Annotated in this window: 12 protein-coding genes and 1 riboswitch; of the genes, 9 read left to right on the top strand and 3 right to left on the bottom strand. The window is 71.2% G+C overall.

Annotated features, from left to right (window positions below; all coding sequences use genetic code 11):
* Nucleotides 1–259: 259 nt before the first annotated feature.
* Nucleotides 260–793, top strand: coding sequence for a hypothetical protein (locus tag ABD269_RS01760; RefSeq protein ID WP_344115289.1), 534 nt, complete (start codon nucleotides 260–262; stop codon nucleotides 791–793).
* Nucleotides 793–2,034: a sensor histidine kinase gene (locus ABD269_RS01755; RefSeq protein ID WP_344115426.1), complete on the top strand. Its 1,242-nt coding sequence runs from the start codon at nucleotides 793–795 to the stop codon at nucleotides 2,032–2,034. Before ABD269_RS01760 ends, ABD269_RS01755 begins: the two co-directional genes overlap by 1 nt.
* A 34-nt stretch (nucleotides 2,035–2,068) precedes the next feature.
* Here ABD269_RS01755 and bcp read toward each other — a convergent pair whose 3' ends face one another.
* Nucleotides 2,069–2,536 carry a thioredoxin-dependent thiol peroxidase gene (gene bcp / locus ABD269_RS01750; protein ID WP_301887219.1) on the bottom strand — a complete coding sequence of 156 codons (468 nt, stop codon included), beginning with the start codon at nucleotides 2,534–2,536 and terminating at the stop codon, nucleotides 2,069–2,071.
* A 167-nt stretch (nucleotides 2,537–2,703) separates the two neighbouring features.
* On the opposite strand from bcp, the gene ABD269_RS01745 reads away from it, so the two are divergent.
* The 3 genes from ABD269_RS01745 (at nucleotide 2,704) to ABD269_RS01735 (ending at nucleotide 3,889) form a co-directional block, all read left to right on the top strand.
* A complete protein-coding gene (locus ABD269_RS01745) occupies nucleotides 2,704–3,024 on the top strand; it encodes a DUF3618 domain-containing protein (RefSeq protein ID WP_344115286.1) in 321 nt (106 codons plus the stop codon).
* Nucleotides 3,025–3,126: 102 nt separating this feature from the next.
* Entirely contained in the window at nucleotides 3,127–3,429 is a 303-nt protein-coding gene (locus tag ABD269_RS01740; protein WP_058046871.1) for a GroES family chaperonin, read from the top strand.
* Nucleotides 3,430–3,467: 38 nt separating this feature from the next.
* Nucleotides 3,468–3,538: riboswitch (guanidine-III (ykkC-III) riboswitch) on the top strand.
* 30 nt (nucleotides 3,539–3,568) lie between these two features.
* Nucleotides 3,569–3,889 (top strand): DMT family transporter, encoded by a 321-nt coding sequence (locus ABD269_RS01735; protein WP_344115284.1) that lies wholly within the window; start codon nucleotides 3,569–3,571, stop codon nucleotides 3,887–3,889.
* Between the two features lie 21 nt (nucleotides 3,890–3,910).
* Here ABD269_RS01735 and ABD269_RS01730 read toward each other — a convergent pair whose 3' ends face one another.
* A complete protein-coding gene (locus ABD269_RS01730) occupies nucleotides 3,911–6,217 on the bottom strand; it encodes a transglycosylase domain-containing protein (protein WP_344115282.1) in 2,307 nt (768 codons plus the stop codon).
* Between the two features lie 284 nt (nucleotides 6,218–6,501).
* On the opposite strand from ABD269_RS01730, the gene ABD269_RS01725 reads away from it, so the two are divergent.
* From ABD269_RS01725 to ABD269_RS01715, 3 genes are read left to right on the top strand one after another with little or no spacing between them, the layout of a single operon-like run.
* Complete coding sequence (locus tag ABD269_RS01725) at nucleotides 6,502–7,302, top strand: ABC transporter permease (RefSeq protein ID WP_344115280.1); 801 nt, start codon at nucleotides 6,502–6,504, stop codon at nucleotides 7,300–7,302.
* Between the two features lie 49 nt (nucleotides 7,303–7,351).
* Entirely contained in the window at nucleotides 7,352–8,116 is a 765-nt protein-coding gene (locus ABD269_RS01720) for an ABC transporter permease (protein ID WP_344115421.1), read from the top strand.
* Between the two features lie 10 nt (nucleotides 8,117–8,126).
* Nucleotides 8,127–9,089, top strand: coding sequence for an ABC transporter ATP-binding protein (locus ABD269_RS01715; protein ID WP_367620958.1), 963 nt, complete (start codon nucleotides 8,127–8,129; stop codon nucleotides 9,087–9,089).
* Between the two features lie 55 nt (nucleotides 9,090–9,144).
* On the opposite strand, the gene ABD269_RS01710 is transcribed toward ABD269_RS01715, so the two are convergent.
* On the bottom strand, nucleotides 9,145–10,470 hold the full coding sequence (locus ABD269_RS01710; RefSeq protein WP_344115278.1) for an SGNH/GDSL hydrolase family protein: 1,326 nt from the start codon (nucleotides 10,468–10,470) through the stop codon (nucleotides 9,145–9,147).
* Nucleotides 10,471–10,775: 305 nt separating this feature from the next.
* On the opposite strand from ABD269_RS01710, the gene ABD269_RS01705 reads away from it, so the two are divergent.
* Nucleotides 10,776–12,056: a DUF445 domain-containing protein gene (locus tag ABD269_RS01705; protein ID WP_425572804.1), complete on the top strand. Its 1,281-nt coding sequence runs from the start codon at nucleotides 10,776–10,778 to the stop codon at nucleotides 12,054–12,056.
* The last annotated feature ends 33 nt before the right edge of the window (nucleotides 12,057–12,089 follow it).

Below are 12,089 nucleotides of genomic sequence, written 5' to 3'. Positions count from 1 at the left end.
CGGTGTCCTCTCGTGCTCGGCCGCGCTCGGGTGCGGCAGTGCTCGTACGGGCGTGGTGCGTCTGCGCGCTGCGCGCCGACTCAAACCGGTCCGGGGCCCGTTCAGGAGATTGGTCACGTCGGCGGCGCGCGGCCCGCGACTTCTTTGCGTAGAACCTGATATAGGCATGAAGGGAACGCGCTGCCCGATTTCCCCGTCAGTCAGGGCAGGGGTCCCCCACATCCCGCCCCCAGCGATCCCCACCGAGGAAGAGAGGCCGATGGCCGACCGTGCCGAGCCCCGCCGGGCCAGCATGCGCACTGTTCTGGCGATCTTCGCGGTGGTGACCGTCCTGGCGCTCGGCGGTGTGTGGCTGAGCCAGGCACAGGACCGGGCGAGCGCGGTGTCCGACGCGCCGAAGACGGCCGCGGCGCAGAAGTCGCCGCAGCCGGTCCGCGAGGTGCCGCAGGACACGGTGGAGGCGGCGAGCCCGGAGGGGCTGCCCGGCGTGCGGGAGTGCGGGCTGGGGTCGGCGACCGTCGAGCCCGAGATCATCACGCTGAACTGCTCGAACACCGGGATGGTGGCGAGCGGCATCAAGTGGGCGCACTACGGGGCGGACGGCGCGGACGGCCGCGGTGTCGTCCAGGTCTCGGGCGCCGCCAACGGCGCGGCCTCGTCGACCTACCCGGCCCGCTTCCGGCTGTACGGCGCGAAGAACGTCGACGGCGTGCTGGCCTTCACCGGAATCGACGTCGACTACACCGGGGCCACGCCCATGGGGGAGTCGAAGGAAACGTACTCGATCGCGTGATGGGCATCCGTGGCCGGATCGCTCTGGCGCTCTCCTTCGTGACCGCGCTCGCCGTGGTGCTGCTCGGCATCGCCGTGCACCACATCTCGGCGGTGGAGCGCGCGCGGCAGGCGCAGTCGTACCAGGACGACCTGCTGAGCTCGGCCCTCCAGGTCTACCAGCGGGACGGGCTGCTCGCGCTCGGCGCGCAGTTGGACGACTCGACGCTGCCGGTCCCGCTCGCGAAGCGGGTGGCGAAGGGCCGGCCCGGTACGTACATCAGCGACGGCGCCGACCCGCGGGTGTGGGCGGCGACGTCGGTGGGGGACGGCAAGGTGCTGTCGGTGTCCGCGCCCTATCCCGACCGCGACCCCTTGCAGAAGGCGCTGGACAAGGCGCTGCTGGTGGCCGGGGCGGCGACGGTGGCGCTGATGGCGGTGGTGGCGTGGTTCGTGGCGCAGAGCCTGTCGAGACGGTTGCGGCGCAGCGCGGCCGCGGCGCGGCGGATCGCGGCCGGTGGCGCTCCGGACGCGGAGGCGCTGCTGACGGGCGGCCGGGACGAGGTCGCGGAGCTGGGCCGCTCGGTGCACCACATGGCGGCGTCGCTGGCGGCGCGGGTGGAGGCGGAGCGAGAGTTCACGGCGGACGTGGCGCACGAGCTGCGGACGCCGGTGGCCGGTCTGGTGGCGTCGGCGGAGCTGCTGCCGCACCCGCGGGCGGTGGAGATGGTGCGGGAGCGGGCGCAGACGATGCGGTCGCTGGTGGAGGACCTGCTGGAGGTCTCCCGGCTGGATTCCGGTGTGGAGCGGGCGCAGCTGGACCCGGTGGAGCTGCCGTCGCTGGTGCGCGGGATCGTGAAGCGGGCGCGGGGGCAGCGCGGGGTCGACGACGTGTCGGTCGAGGTGGTCGGCGAGGGCCGGATCGTGGCGACGGACGCGCGCCGGGTCGAGCGGATCCTGGTGAACATCCTGGGGAACGCGGCCAAGCACGGGAAGCCGCCGATCGAGATCCGTGTGGAGGGCACGCGGATCGTGGTGCGGGACCACGGCGGCGGCTATCCGCCGGAGCTGGTGGACCAGGGTCCGCGGCGGTTCCGTACGGCGGCGCCGGAGCGCGGCACCGGGCACGGCCTGGGTCTGACGATCGCGGTGGGCCAGGCGGTGGTGCTGGGGGCGAGCCTGGAGTTCGGCACGGCGGAGGGCGGCGGCGCCCAGGCGATCCTGGACCTCCCCGAAGCGGATCCGCCCGCGGCGGACGTGTGACGGGCCGGAGGATCCGGCCCGTCACACGGAACGGTTACAGCCCCAGGTCCTTGATGATCTTCGCGACGTGGCCGGTGGCCTTGACGTTGTAGAGGGCGCGCTCCACCTTGCCCTCCTCGTCCACGACGACCGTGGAGCGGATGACCCCGGTCACCGTCTTCCCGTACAGCTTCTTCTCGCCGTACGCGCCGTACGCCTCCAGCACCTTCTTCTCGGGGTCGCCGACCAGCGTCACCTTGAGCTCCTCCTTCTCGCGGAACTTCGCGAGCTTCTCCGGCTTGTCGGGGGAGACGCCGATGACGTCGTAGCCGTGCCCGGCGAGGAAGTCGAGGTTGTCGGTGAAGTCGCAGGCCTGCTTGGTGCAGCCGGGCGTGAGGGCGGCGGGGTAGAAGTAGACGATGACCTTGCGCCCCTTGTGGTCGGCGAGGGAGACCTGTTTGCCGTCCGCGTCGGGCAGGGTGAAGGCGGGGGCGGTGTCGCCGGGCTGAAGTCGCTCGCTCATGAGGGTCTCCTCGTCGGGGTTCGCGCGGGGTGCCCCGCGTGGGCTGTCCGGTCCCCGAGACTAGTCAGCTCCCCGATCGGGGGTGCCGTGGGGCACGGGGTCCGGTGAGCTGACAGACTGTCGTCATCACTCATCATCACTCTTTTCGAGACGACGGAGGCAGCGCGGTGTCGGATGCCAGGACCCCTGCGCAGATCGAGGCGGACATCGCCCGCAGGCGGAACGAGCTCGCCGTGACGCTCGACGAGATCGGTGTGCGCATGCACCCGAAAACGATCGTGGGCGATGCGAAGGCCAAGGTTGCCGCGAAGGTGGACCACACCGCGGGCCGTGCCTTCGTGGCGGCGAACCGGCTGGTCTTGGACGTGCGGTCCCGTTTCGTCGCCGAGGACGGTACGCCCCGGCTGGAGCGGATCGTGCCGGTGGCGATGGTCGCGGTGGGCGTGGTCGGGCTGCTGACGGTCTCCTCGCGCCGCCGCCGGGCGTAGGTCACACCGGCGGATCCGCGGCCCGCGGCCTCGGGGCCGCGCTCGGGCGGGTACGGTCATGGCGTGAGTACGCATACCACCCACGACAAGCTGCCCATCCGGATGCTCCACGACCGGGTGCTGGTCCGGACCGACATCCCGGAGGGCGAGCGCCGGTCCAGCGGCGGCATCGTCATCCCGGCGACGGCGGCGGTGGGCCGTCGGCTGGCGTGGGCGGAGGTCGTGGCGGTCGGGCAGAGCGTGCGCACGGTGGAGCCGGGCGACCGGGTGCTCTACGACCCGGAGGACCGCGCCGAGGTCGAGGTCCGCGGCGTGGCGTATGTGCTGATGCGCGAGCGGGATCTGCACGCGGTGGCCGCGGAGCGGCTGGAGGGTTCCGAGGACTCCACGGGGCTCTACCTCTGACGTACGGGGCCCGGCCGAAAGAGCGGCCGTCCGGATTCCCCACTTTTTGATACCGTCGGAAGAAGCCCGACGAGACGCGCCGTACCGGGTCAGGACAAGACGACGCACCCCTGTAGGAACTTTCCACGGAGGTGCCGTCATGGCATGGATCCTGCTCGCTGTCGCGGGTCTGCTCGAGGTCGCCTGGTCGATCGGTATGAAGTACACCGACGGGTTCACCAGGCTCTGGCCGAGCGTCTTCACCATCGCGGGTATCGCCGCGAGCATGTTGCTGCTCGCGCAGGCCGCGCGCTCGCTGCCCATCGGTACGGCCTACGGCGTGTGGGTCGGCATCGGCGCGGCCGGTGCGGCGGTGTTCGGTATGGCGGTGCTGGGCGAACCGGCGACCGCCGCGCGGATCTTCTTCGTCGTGCTGCTGCTGGTGGCGGTGGTGGGTCTCAAGGCGACCTCGGGCCACTGACGGGCCCGGTGCCGCCGGGGGTCAGTATTCGCCCAGCAGCGAATCCCGCTCGCCCCCGTGCCCGCCGCGCCCGGCGTCCTTCGGCTCGTTCGGGAAGAGCGTGAAGGGCGGCAGGGTCGGGAGCCCGGTCGGTGGCCCCGGCAGGGTCGGCGGCCCGGTCGGCGGGCGCGGCGGTGCCGAGGTCCGCGGCGGGAAGTTGCTGGGCGGCGCGGACGCCGAGGGCGGTGCGCTGGTCTCGGGCGGTGCCGAGGTCGTGGGCGGTTCCAGGGAGGGTTCGGGGACGCCGCCGGCCGTCTGGAGGTCGAAGTCCTTGACGGCGGTGCCTTCCAGCGCGACCTCGGTGTAGGCGGCCCAGATGTCCGCGGGCGCGCCGCCGCCGTTGATGCGGGGCAGCCCGGTCGCTCCGTAGAGCGACTTCTGGGTGCCGGTGTCGGAGTCCTGGCCCATGACCGCGACGACGGTGGCCAGGTCGGGGGTGTAGCCCGCGAACCAGGCGGCCTTGTCCTCCTCCGCCGTGCCCGTCTTGCCGGCCGCGGGCCGCCCGGCGGCCTGTGCGGTGGAGCCGGTGCCGTTGTCGACGACGCTCTTGAGGACGGCGGTGGTGGTGTCGGCGGCGCTGCGGGTGACGGCGCGCTTGGGTTCCTTGCCGGGCAGCTCGACGTTCTCGCCGCCCTTGGTGACCTTGTCGACCAGGGTGTACGGGCCGTGCCGGCCGTGGTTGGCGAGGGTCGCGTACGCCTGGGTCATGTCGAGGACGCTGGCCGTGGCCACGCCCAGCGCGATGGAGGGGTAGGCGGTCAGGTCGGGGGTCTTGGCGGGGATGCCGAGGGCGACGGCGGTGTCCTTGACCTTGCCGGGGCCGACGTCCTGGGCCATCTGGGCGTAGACGGCGTTGACGGAGAGGTCGGTGGCCTTGGTGACGGTGATCTGTCCGTACGACTTGTCGTCCTCGTTGGCGGGCGCGTAGCCGACGGGGCCGTTCCGCCCTTGCACGGGGCGCTTGTTGGTGCCGTCGTAGACCGTGTTCGGGGTGATCGCGCGGCCGTCCTGCGTCGTGGAGTCGTTCTCGACGGCCGAGGTGAAGACGAAGGGCTTGAAGGTGGAGCCCACTTGGTAGTCGCGGCGGGTGGCGTTGTTGACGTACTGCTTGGTGTAGTCGATGCCGCCGTAGAGGGCGACGACCCGGCCGGTCGTGGGGTCGATGGAGGCGCCGCCGGCGCGGACATAGCGGTCGACCTGGCGGTCCTCGCTGAGGTCGTCCATCAGCTGCTTCTGCACGGCGTTGACGAAGGCGTCCTGCTTCTTCTTGTCGATCGTCGTGGTGATGCGATAACCGCCGCGGGCCAGCGTCTGTTCGTCGACGATCTTGTTGTCGGTGGTCAGGTAGTCCTTGACGGCCTCGACGAGATAGCCGCGCTGCCCGGACATGCCCAGCCGCGGCTTGGACTTGCCGGGGGAGGGGAACTGCATGGCGGCCCGCTCGGACGCGGTGAGCCACTTCTTCTTGACCATGCCGTCGAGGACGTAGTTCCAGCGGGCCGTGGCCCGGGGCTTGTTCTCCGGGTGCGCGCCGACGTCGTAGGCGCTGGGGGCGTTGAGGAGCGTCGCCAGATAGGCGCCCTCGGCGGCGTCGAGCTTGTCGGAGTCCTTGGCGTAGTACGCCTGGGCGGCGGCCTGGATGCCGTAGGCGTTGCGCCCGAAGTAGCTGGTGTTCAAATAGCCTTCGAGGATCTCGTCCTTGCTCTCCTCGCGGTCGAGCTTGATCGCGATGAAGAACTCCTTCACCTTGCGGCTGACGGTCTGCTCCTGGCCCAGGTAGTAGTTCTTGACGTACTGCTGGGTGATGGTGGAGCCGGACTGCTTGCCCTTGCCGGTCGCGGTGTTCCACGCGGCGCGCAGCATGGCCTCGGGGTTGACGGCGGACTCGGAGTAGAAGTCGCGGTCCTCGGCGGCGAGCACGGCGTGCTGGACGACTTTGGGGACCCGGCTCAGCGAGACGCTCTCGCGGTTGACCTCGCCGTCGCGCGCCAACTGGGTGCCGTCGGCGTAGAGATACACATTGCTCTCTGCGGTGGCCGCCTTGTTGGCCGGGGGGATGTTCACCAGCATGTAACCGGCGACGAGACCGCCCGCGACGAGCAGGACGATCAGCAGGAAGCCGCCGAGGACCATGCGCCAGGTCGGCAGGAGCCTGCGCCAGCCGGTGCGCCTGGGGCGGCGGGGTCTGCCGGAACGGCCGGGACCGGTGGCGCCGTTCGGGGGCCGGCCCGCCGGCCGGGAGCGCTCATCACCGCCGTCCGGCTGTTGCTGTGACTGCTCGTCGCTCATGTCTTTAGGGACTCCTCGGCCGCCCCCGGGGTTGTTCGGCCACGGTGAGCGGTGTTGTGTCGGGCGGTTCGCTGTGCGTCGTACGCCCCGTCGGACACTTTGGCATCATGCGTTCCGAGTCGGAGGGACGTAGCGCACGTGAGACGGCACTGAAGAGCCGAACGGGTCAGGCCGACCACTCCCAGGAGTGAAAAATGCGTGGTCGGCGGCCGATCCGTGCGGATAGGCTCCAGCGCTTTGAGGTCAGCGGACTATCGAGGTTCAACGACGGGAGGTGTCCTGGGATGCGGCTGTATGCCGCTGTCGCGGTGAGCGGATTCCGCCGGTATGCGACCTATCGCGTCGCGACCGCCGCCGGCGTCTTCACCAACACCGTCTTCGGCTTCGTCATCGCCTATACGTTCATCGCCCTGTGGGACGAACGGCCCCATCTCGGCGGGTACGGGCAGGCGCAGGCCCTCACCTTCGTCTGGGTCAGCCAGGGGCTGCTCGCCGCCATGGCGCTGCTCGGCGGCGGCTTCCAGGAGGAGCTCCAGGAGCGCATCCGCTCCGGCGACATCGCCGTGGACCTCTACCGCCCCGCCGACCTCCAGCTGTGGTGGTTCGCCGCCGACCTCGGGCGGGCGGCCTTCCAGCTGCTCGGCCGCGGGGCCGTGCCCCTCGCCGTCGGCGCGCTCTGCTTCGAACTGGCCCTGCCCGCCGACCCCCTGGTCTGGCTCGCCTTCCTGCTCTCCTGCCTCCTCGGCTTCGCCGTCGGCTTCGGCCTGCGCTTCCTGATCGGGCTGTGCGCCTTCTGGCTGCTCGACGGGGCCGGGCTCAACATGGTCAGCGCGCTGACGGGCATGTTCTTCTCCGGGATGCTGCTGCCCCTGACGGTCTTCCCCGGCTCCTTCGGCGCGACCGTGCGGCTGCTGCCGTGGGCGGCGATGCTCCAGGTCCCGGCCGACGTCCTGCTCGGCCTGCACACGGGCGCCGGGCTGGCCCGCGCGCTCGCCTTCCAGGCGGGCTGGGCCGTGCTCCTGCTGGCCGCCGGGCGCGCCGTGCAGTCCCTCGCCACCACCAAGGTGGTGGTCCAGGGTGGCTGACCGGTTCCCCGTCGCGGCGGGGCTGCGGGGGTACGGGCTCGTCGTCGCGATGTGGGTGCGCTCCACGATGGCCTACCGCGCGTCGTTCGTGATGACGACGATCGGCAACTTCGCGGCCAGCGGCCTCGACTTCGGCGCCATCCTGCTGATGTTCTCCCACATCGACGCGCTCGGCGGCTTCTCCCTCGCGGAGGTCGCGCTGCTGTACGGGGCGAGCAGCTGCTCCCTCGGCCTCGCCGACCTGATGCTCGGCAGCATGGACCGGATCGGGCAGCGGGTGCGGGACGGCACGTTCGACACGCTGCTGGTGCGCCCGGTGCCGGTCCTCGCGCAGGTCGCCGCCGACCGCTTCGCGCTGCGCAGGCTGGGGCGGATCGGCCAGGGCGCGCTGGTCCTGGGCTGGGGGGCGGCCCACGTCGACGTCGCGTGGACGCTGCCCAAGGCCCTGTTCACCGTGGTGATGGTGGTCAGCGGGGCGGCCATCTTCGCGTCCCTCTTCATCGCGGGCGCGGCGTTCCAGTTCTGGGCGACGGAGGCGGCGGAGGTGCAGAACTCCTTCACCTACGGCGGTTCCACCCTGCTCCAGTACCCGCCCACCGTCTTCGCGACGGAGCTGGTGCGCGGCGTGACCTTCGTCGTCCCCCTGGCCTTCGTCAACTGGATGCCCGCGCTGCGCCTCCTGGGCCGCGAGAACCCCCTGGGCCTGCCGGGCTGGGTCGACTTCTGCGGGCCCTTTGTCGCGCTTCTCATGCTCACGGGCGCGGGACTGCTGTGGCGGGCGGGGCTGCGGAGCTATCGGAGCACGGGGAGCTGAGAGGTGGACAGTGGACGGTTTCATCGAACTCGACGGTGTGGAGAAGGTGTTCGACGTACGCCGGAAGGCCGGTTTCCTGCGCCGCGAGCGGCACCGGGTGCGGGCCGTGGACGGCATCAGCTTCTCCGTCCCGCACGGCGAGATGGTCGGCTACATCGGCCCCAACGGCGCCGGGAAGTCCACCACCATCAAGATGCTCACCGGCATTCTGACGCCCAGCGGCGGCCGGCTGCGCGTCGCGGGCATCGACCCCTCCCGCGAGCGCACGAAGCTGGCGCACCGCATCGGTGTGGTCTTCGGCCAGCGCACCACCCTGTGGTGGGACCTGCCGCTGCGGGACTCGTACGGACTGGTGCGCCGCATGTACCGCATCCCTGACGCCCGTTACCGCACCAACCTCGATCGCTGCATCGAACTCCTCGACCTCGGCGAGCTGCTCGACGTCCCCGTACGCCAGCTCTCCCTCGGTCAGCGGATGCGCGGCGACATCGCGGCGGCGCTGCTGCACGACCCCGAGGTGCTCTATCTCGACGAGCCGACGATCGGCCTGGACGTCGTCAGCAAGGCGAAGGTCCGGCAGTTCCTCCGCGAGATCAACGCGGAACGCGGCACGACGGTGCTGCTCACCACGCACGACCTCACCGACATCGAGCAGTTGTGCAAGAGGGTGATGGTCATCGACCACGGCCGCCTCGTCTACGACGGCGGGCTGACCGGCCTGCACGCGACGGGCGGCGGCGAACGCACGCTCGTGGTCGACCTGGAACGCGAGCTCCCGCCGATCGAGAACGTACCCGGCGCCCGCACGGTCAAGGTCGAGGGCCCCCGCCAGTGGCTGGCCTTCCCCGCGGACCACAGCGCGGCCCCGATCGTGGCGGCGGTGGCGGAGCGCTATCCGCTGGTCGACCTCTCGATCAGGGAACCGGACATCGAGGACGTGATCGCCAAGATGTACGCGGAGCGGGGCGTGTGACGGAAATTTCAGCCCGTCCGGCGCTTGAGGACAGCGCGGGGCCGCACCCGAACACTCAGAGCGCCGTCACGGCCTCACCCCTGAGCGCCTCGATATCGATCGCATCGGCCATCACCCGATACCCCGCATCATTCGGATGCAGATGGTCCCCCGAGTCATACGCCGGAAGAAGCGCCTCCGGATCCACCGGATCCCGTAGCGCCCGGTCGAAGTCCACCACCGCGTCGAAGACCCGCCCCGACCGGATCGTCTCGTTGACGCGCTGCCGGGTGACCTCCTGGAGGTCCACGGCCCCCTTGTGCCCGCCGAACGGCGTCAGCGTCGCGCCGACGACGCGCAGCCCCCGCGCATGGGCCCGCTCGACCAGTTTCCGCAGGCCCGCCACGATCCGCTCCGGATCCTTCTGCTGGGGCGTGCGCAGGATGTCGTTGACGCCGAGCGCCATGACCACGACACGGACGCCCGCGCGGCTGAGGACGTCGCGGTCGAAGCGTTCGAGCCCGCTGGCGTTGTTCGCGGGCGGCGGCCCCGCATTGCTCAGCAGGACGCGGTTGCCGCTGATGCCTTCGTTGAGGACGCTGTAGCGGGGCGCGCCGGGCTCGCTGCGCAGCCGGGCGGCGAGGAAGTCCGGCCACCGGTGGTTGGCGCCGGGCGTGGAGTTGTAGCCGACGGTGATCGAGTCGCCGAAGGCGACGACCGCGCCGCGTGCCTCCTGGGACCAGACGTCGACGGCGGTCAGATAGCGCCAGGCCTGGAACTTGGTGGTGTAGCCGGCGCCTCTGGTGTCCTCGGCCTGGTCGCCGTGGGCGACGTAGGAGGTCTGGCGCGACTGGTTCTGATAGGTGACCGGGCCCGAGGGCGTCGGGGAGTACGTGGTGACCAGCAGGTCCGCCCCGGCGGTCACGGCCAGCTGCACGGGGTCGCTCAGCAGCGTCTGCCCGGGCGGGATCGTCGCCGTCGGCTGCCCGCCGAAGCTCAGCCTGCGCATGCTGCCCGGGACGGCGGCGGGGGAGCCGTTGGCCGAGGCCAGGGCCAGGGAGGCGTGGGTGACGGGCAGCGGCTGCGCGCCGTAGAGGTTGGAGAGCTGGATCCGGGCGGCCGTGCCGCTGACGCCGTTGTGCACGACATTGCGGATGGACAGCCCGGGGTAGCCCCGGCGGGTGTTCGGTTCCGCGCCGGACGGCGCGGTGGACCAGGAGCCGACCCACTCCCCGGAGGCGGCCGGGGCGGCCGTGCCATGGGCCTCGTGCGGCCTCGCCGCCGGGCTTTGGCCATGGCCGCCGACGCCGACGAATATCGCGGTCGAGACGAGAATCACCACGGCTGCCAGTGCGGCGAGTACGGCATAGGCCGTACCGCGGGGCAGGGGTGGCCTGTTCATGGCGGGCTTCTCCTGGGAGTGGCGGAGCACGACGCTCCGGTGCGGAACCGGGGACGAAACAGCGACTGATCAGCAACAGCGCCCTCGCGGTCCGATCGCCGTTCCATGATCCCACGGGGGCCGGGGGGCGCGCCTGTCGGCCGGTGGGGTCACGCAACGTGTCACATGCGACTTGTCAGACGCCGGGAACTCCCGGTCCGTTCCCTGAGTACCTCGGGTAGGGACAATGCACGTGAAGACGGCTGGAACGGGTGGTGCGGATGGAACGGTCCTCTGGCGATGGTTCGGGTACCGCCGAAGGAGTGATGCCCGCGGGCGCGGGCGGTCTCACGTACAGCGCCGCGGATGAGGAGAAACGCCGCGGAGTGCGCCGTATGAAGGGGATCGCGACCGGGCTTCTGCTCCTGGTCGCGCTCGTCTACGCCCTTGCGAAATGGGGGCAGTCCTCGGGCGCGGGCCCCTGGGCCGGCTATGTCGCGGCCGCCGCGGAGGCGGGCATGGTGGGCGCGCTGGCCGACTGGTTCGCCGTCACCGCGCTCTTCCGGCGCCCGATGGGGCTGCCGATCCCGCACACGGCGATCATCCCGACCAAGAAGGACCAGCTGGGGCAGAGCCTCGGCGAATTCGTCGGCGAGAACTTCCTCTCCGGAGATGTCGTACGCGTAAGGCTGCGCACTGTCGGCATCGCTTCCCGGCTCGGCGCCTGGCTCGCCGAACCGGAACACGCGGACCGCGTGACCGCCGAACTGGCCACCGCGCTGCGCGGCGCCCTGACCGTCCTGCGCGACTCCGACGTGCAGGCCGTCGTCGGCGAGGCCATCACGCGCCGGGCCGACGCCCAGGAGATCGCGCCGGGCCTCGGCAACATGCTGGAGAAGATCGTCGCCGACGGCGGCCACCGCAGGGTCGTCGACCTGGTGTGCGTACGCGCCCACGACTGGCTGATCGCCCATGGCGACTCGGTGATGCAGGCGGTCACCGGCGGCGCGCCCGGCTGGACGCCCCGTTTCGTGGACCGCAAGGTCGGCGAGCGTGTCTACAAGGAGCTGCTGCGCTTCGTCACGGAGATGCGCGACATGCCCGAGCACCCGGCGCGCGGCGCCGTCGACCGCTTCCTGGAGGACTTCGCGCGCGATCTCCAGTCGGATACGGACACCCGGGCCCGGGTCGAGCGCCTGAAGTCCGAGGTGCTCGGGCGCGGCGAGGTGCAGGACCTGATCGCCTCCACCTGGAGCTCCCTGCGCGCCATGATCGTCGCCGCCGCCGAGGACGAACGCAGCGAACTCCGCCTCCGCGTCCGCGCCGGACTCCTCTCCCTGGGCGCCCGCATGTCCACCGACGACCGCCTCCGCGCGAAGGTCGACGGCTGGCTGGAGGACGCGGCGGTCTACGTCGTCACCACCTACCGCGGCGAGATCACCGCCCTCATCACGGACACGATCGCGAGCTGGGACGCGGACCACACGTCCCGCAAGATCGAGGCCCACATCGGCCGGGACCTCCAGTTCATCAGGATCAACGGCACGGTGGTGGGGGCACTGGCGGGCCTGTGCATCTACACGGCATCGAGGCTGGTGGGGGCGTGACCAGCCCCCCGCCGGCCCGCACCTGTGGAGCCT

The organism is Streptomyces blastmyceticus, assembly GCF_039521185.1.
Classification (GTDB): Bacteria; Actinomycetota; Actinomycetes; order Streptomycetales; family Streptomycetaceae; genus Streptomyces; species Streptomyces blastmyceticus.
The sequence above is the reverse complement of the archived record's forward strand: the minus strand, read 5'-3'. Positions and strand labels throughout refer to the sequence as shown.

Bases quoted from the DNA above. Each gene is read 5' to 3' on its own strand.
- ABD269_RS01720 (WP_344115421.1), top strand. From the start codon at position 7,352: ATGTGGGTGCGCTCCACGATGGCCTACCGCGCGTCGTTCGTGATGACG.
- ABD269_RS01730 (WP_344115282.1), bottom strand. From the start codon at position 6,217: ATGAGCGACGAGCAGTCACAGCAACAGCCGGACGGCGGTGATGAGCGC.
- bcp (WP_301887219.1), bottom strand. From the start codon at position 2,536: ATGAGCGAGCGACTTCAGCCCGGCGACACCGCCCCCGCCTTCACCCTG.
- ABD269_RS01755 (WP_344115426.1), top strand. From the start codon at position 793: ATGGGCATCCGTGGCCGGATCGCTCTGGCGCTCTCCTTCGTGACCGCG.
- ABD269_RS01710 (WP_344115278.1), bottom strand. From the start codon at position 10,470: ATGAACAGGCCACCCCTGCCCCGCGGTACGGCCTATGCCGTACTCGCC.
- ABD269_RS01760 (WP_344115289.1), top strand. From the start codon at position 260: ATGGCCGACCGTGCCGAGCCCCGCCGGGCCAGCATGCGCACTGTTCTG.
- ABD269_RS01725 (WP_344115280.1), top strand. From the start codon at position 6,502: ATGCGGCTGTATGCCGCTGTCGCGGTGAGCGGATTCCGCCGGTATGCG.
- ABD269_RS01740 (WP_058046871.1), top strand. From the start codon at position 3,127: ATGCTCCACGACCGGGTGCTGGTCCGGACCGACATCCCGGAGGGCGAG.
- ABD269_RS01705 (WP_425572804.1), top strand. From the start codon at position 10,776: ATGCCCGCGGGCGCGGGCGGTCTCACGTACAGCGCCGCGGATGAGGAG.
- ABD269_RS01735 (WP_344115284.1), top strand. From the start codon at position 3,569: ATGGCATGGATCCTGCTCGCTGTCGCGGGTCTGCTCGAGGTCGCCTGG.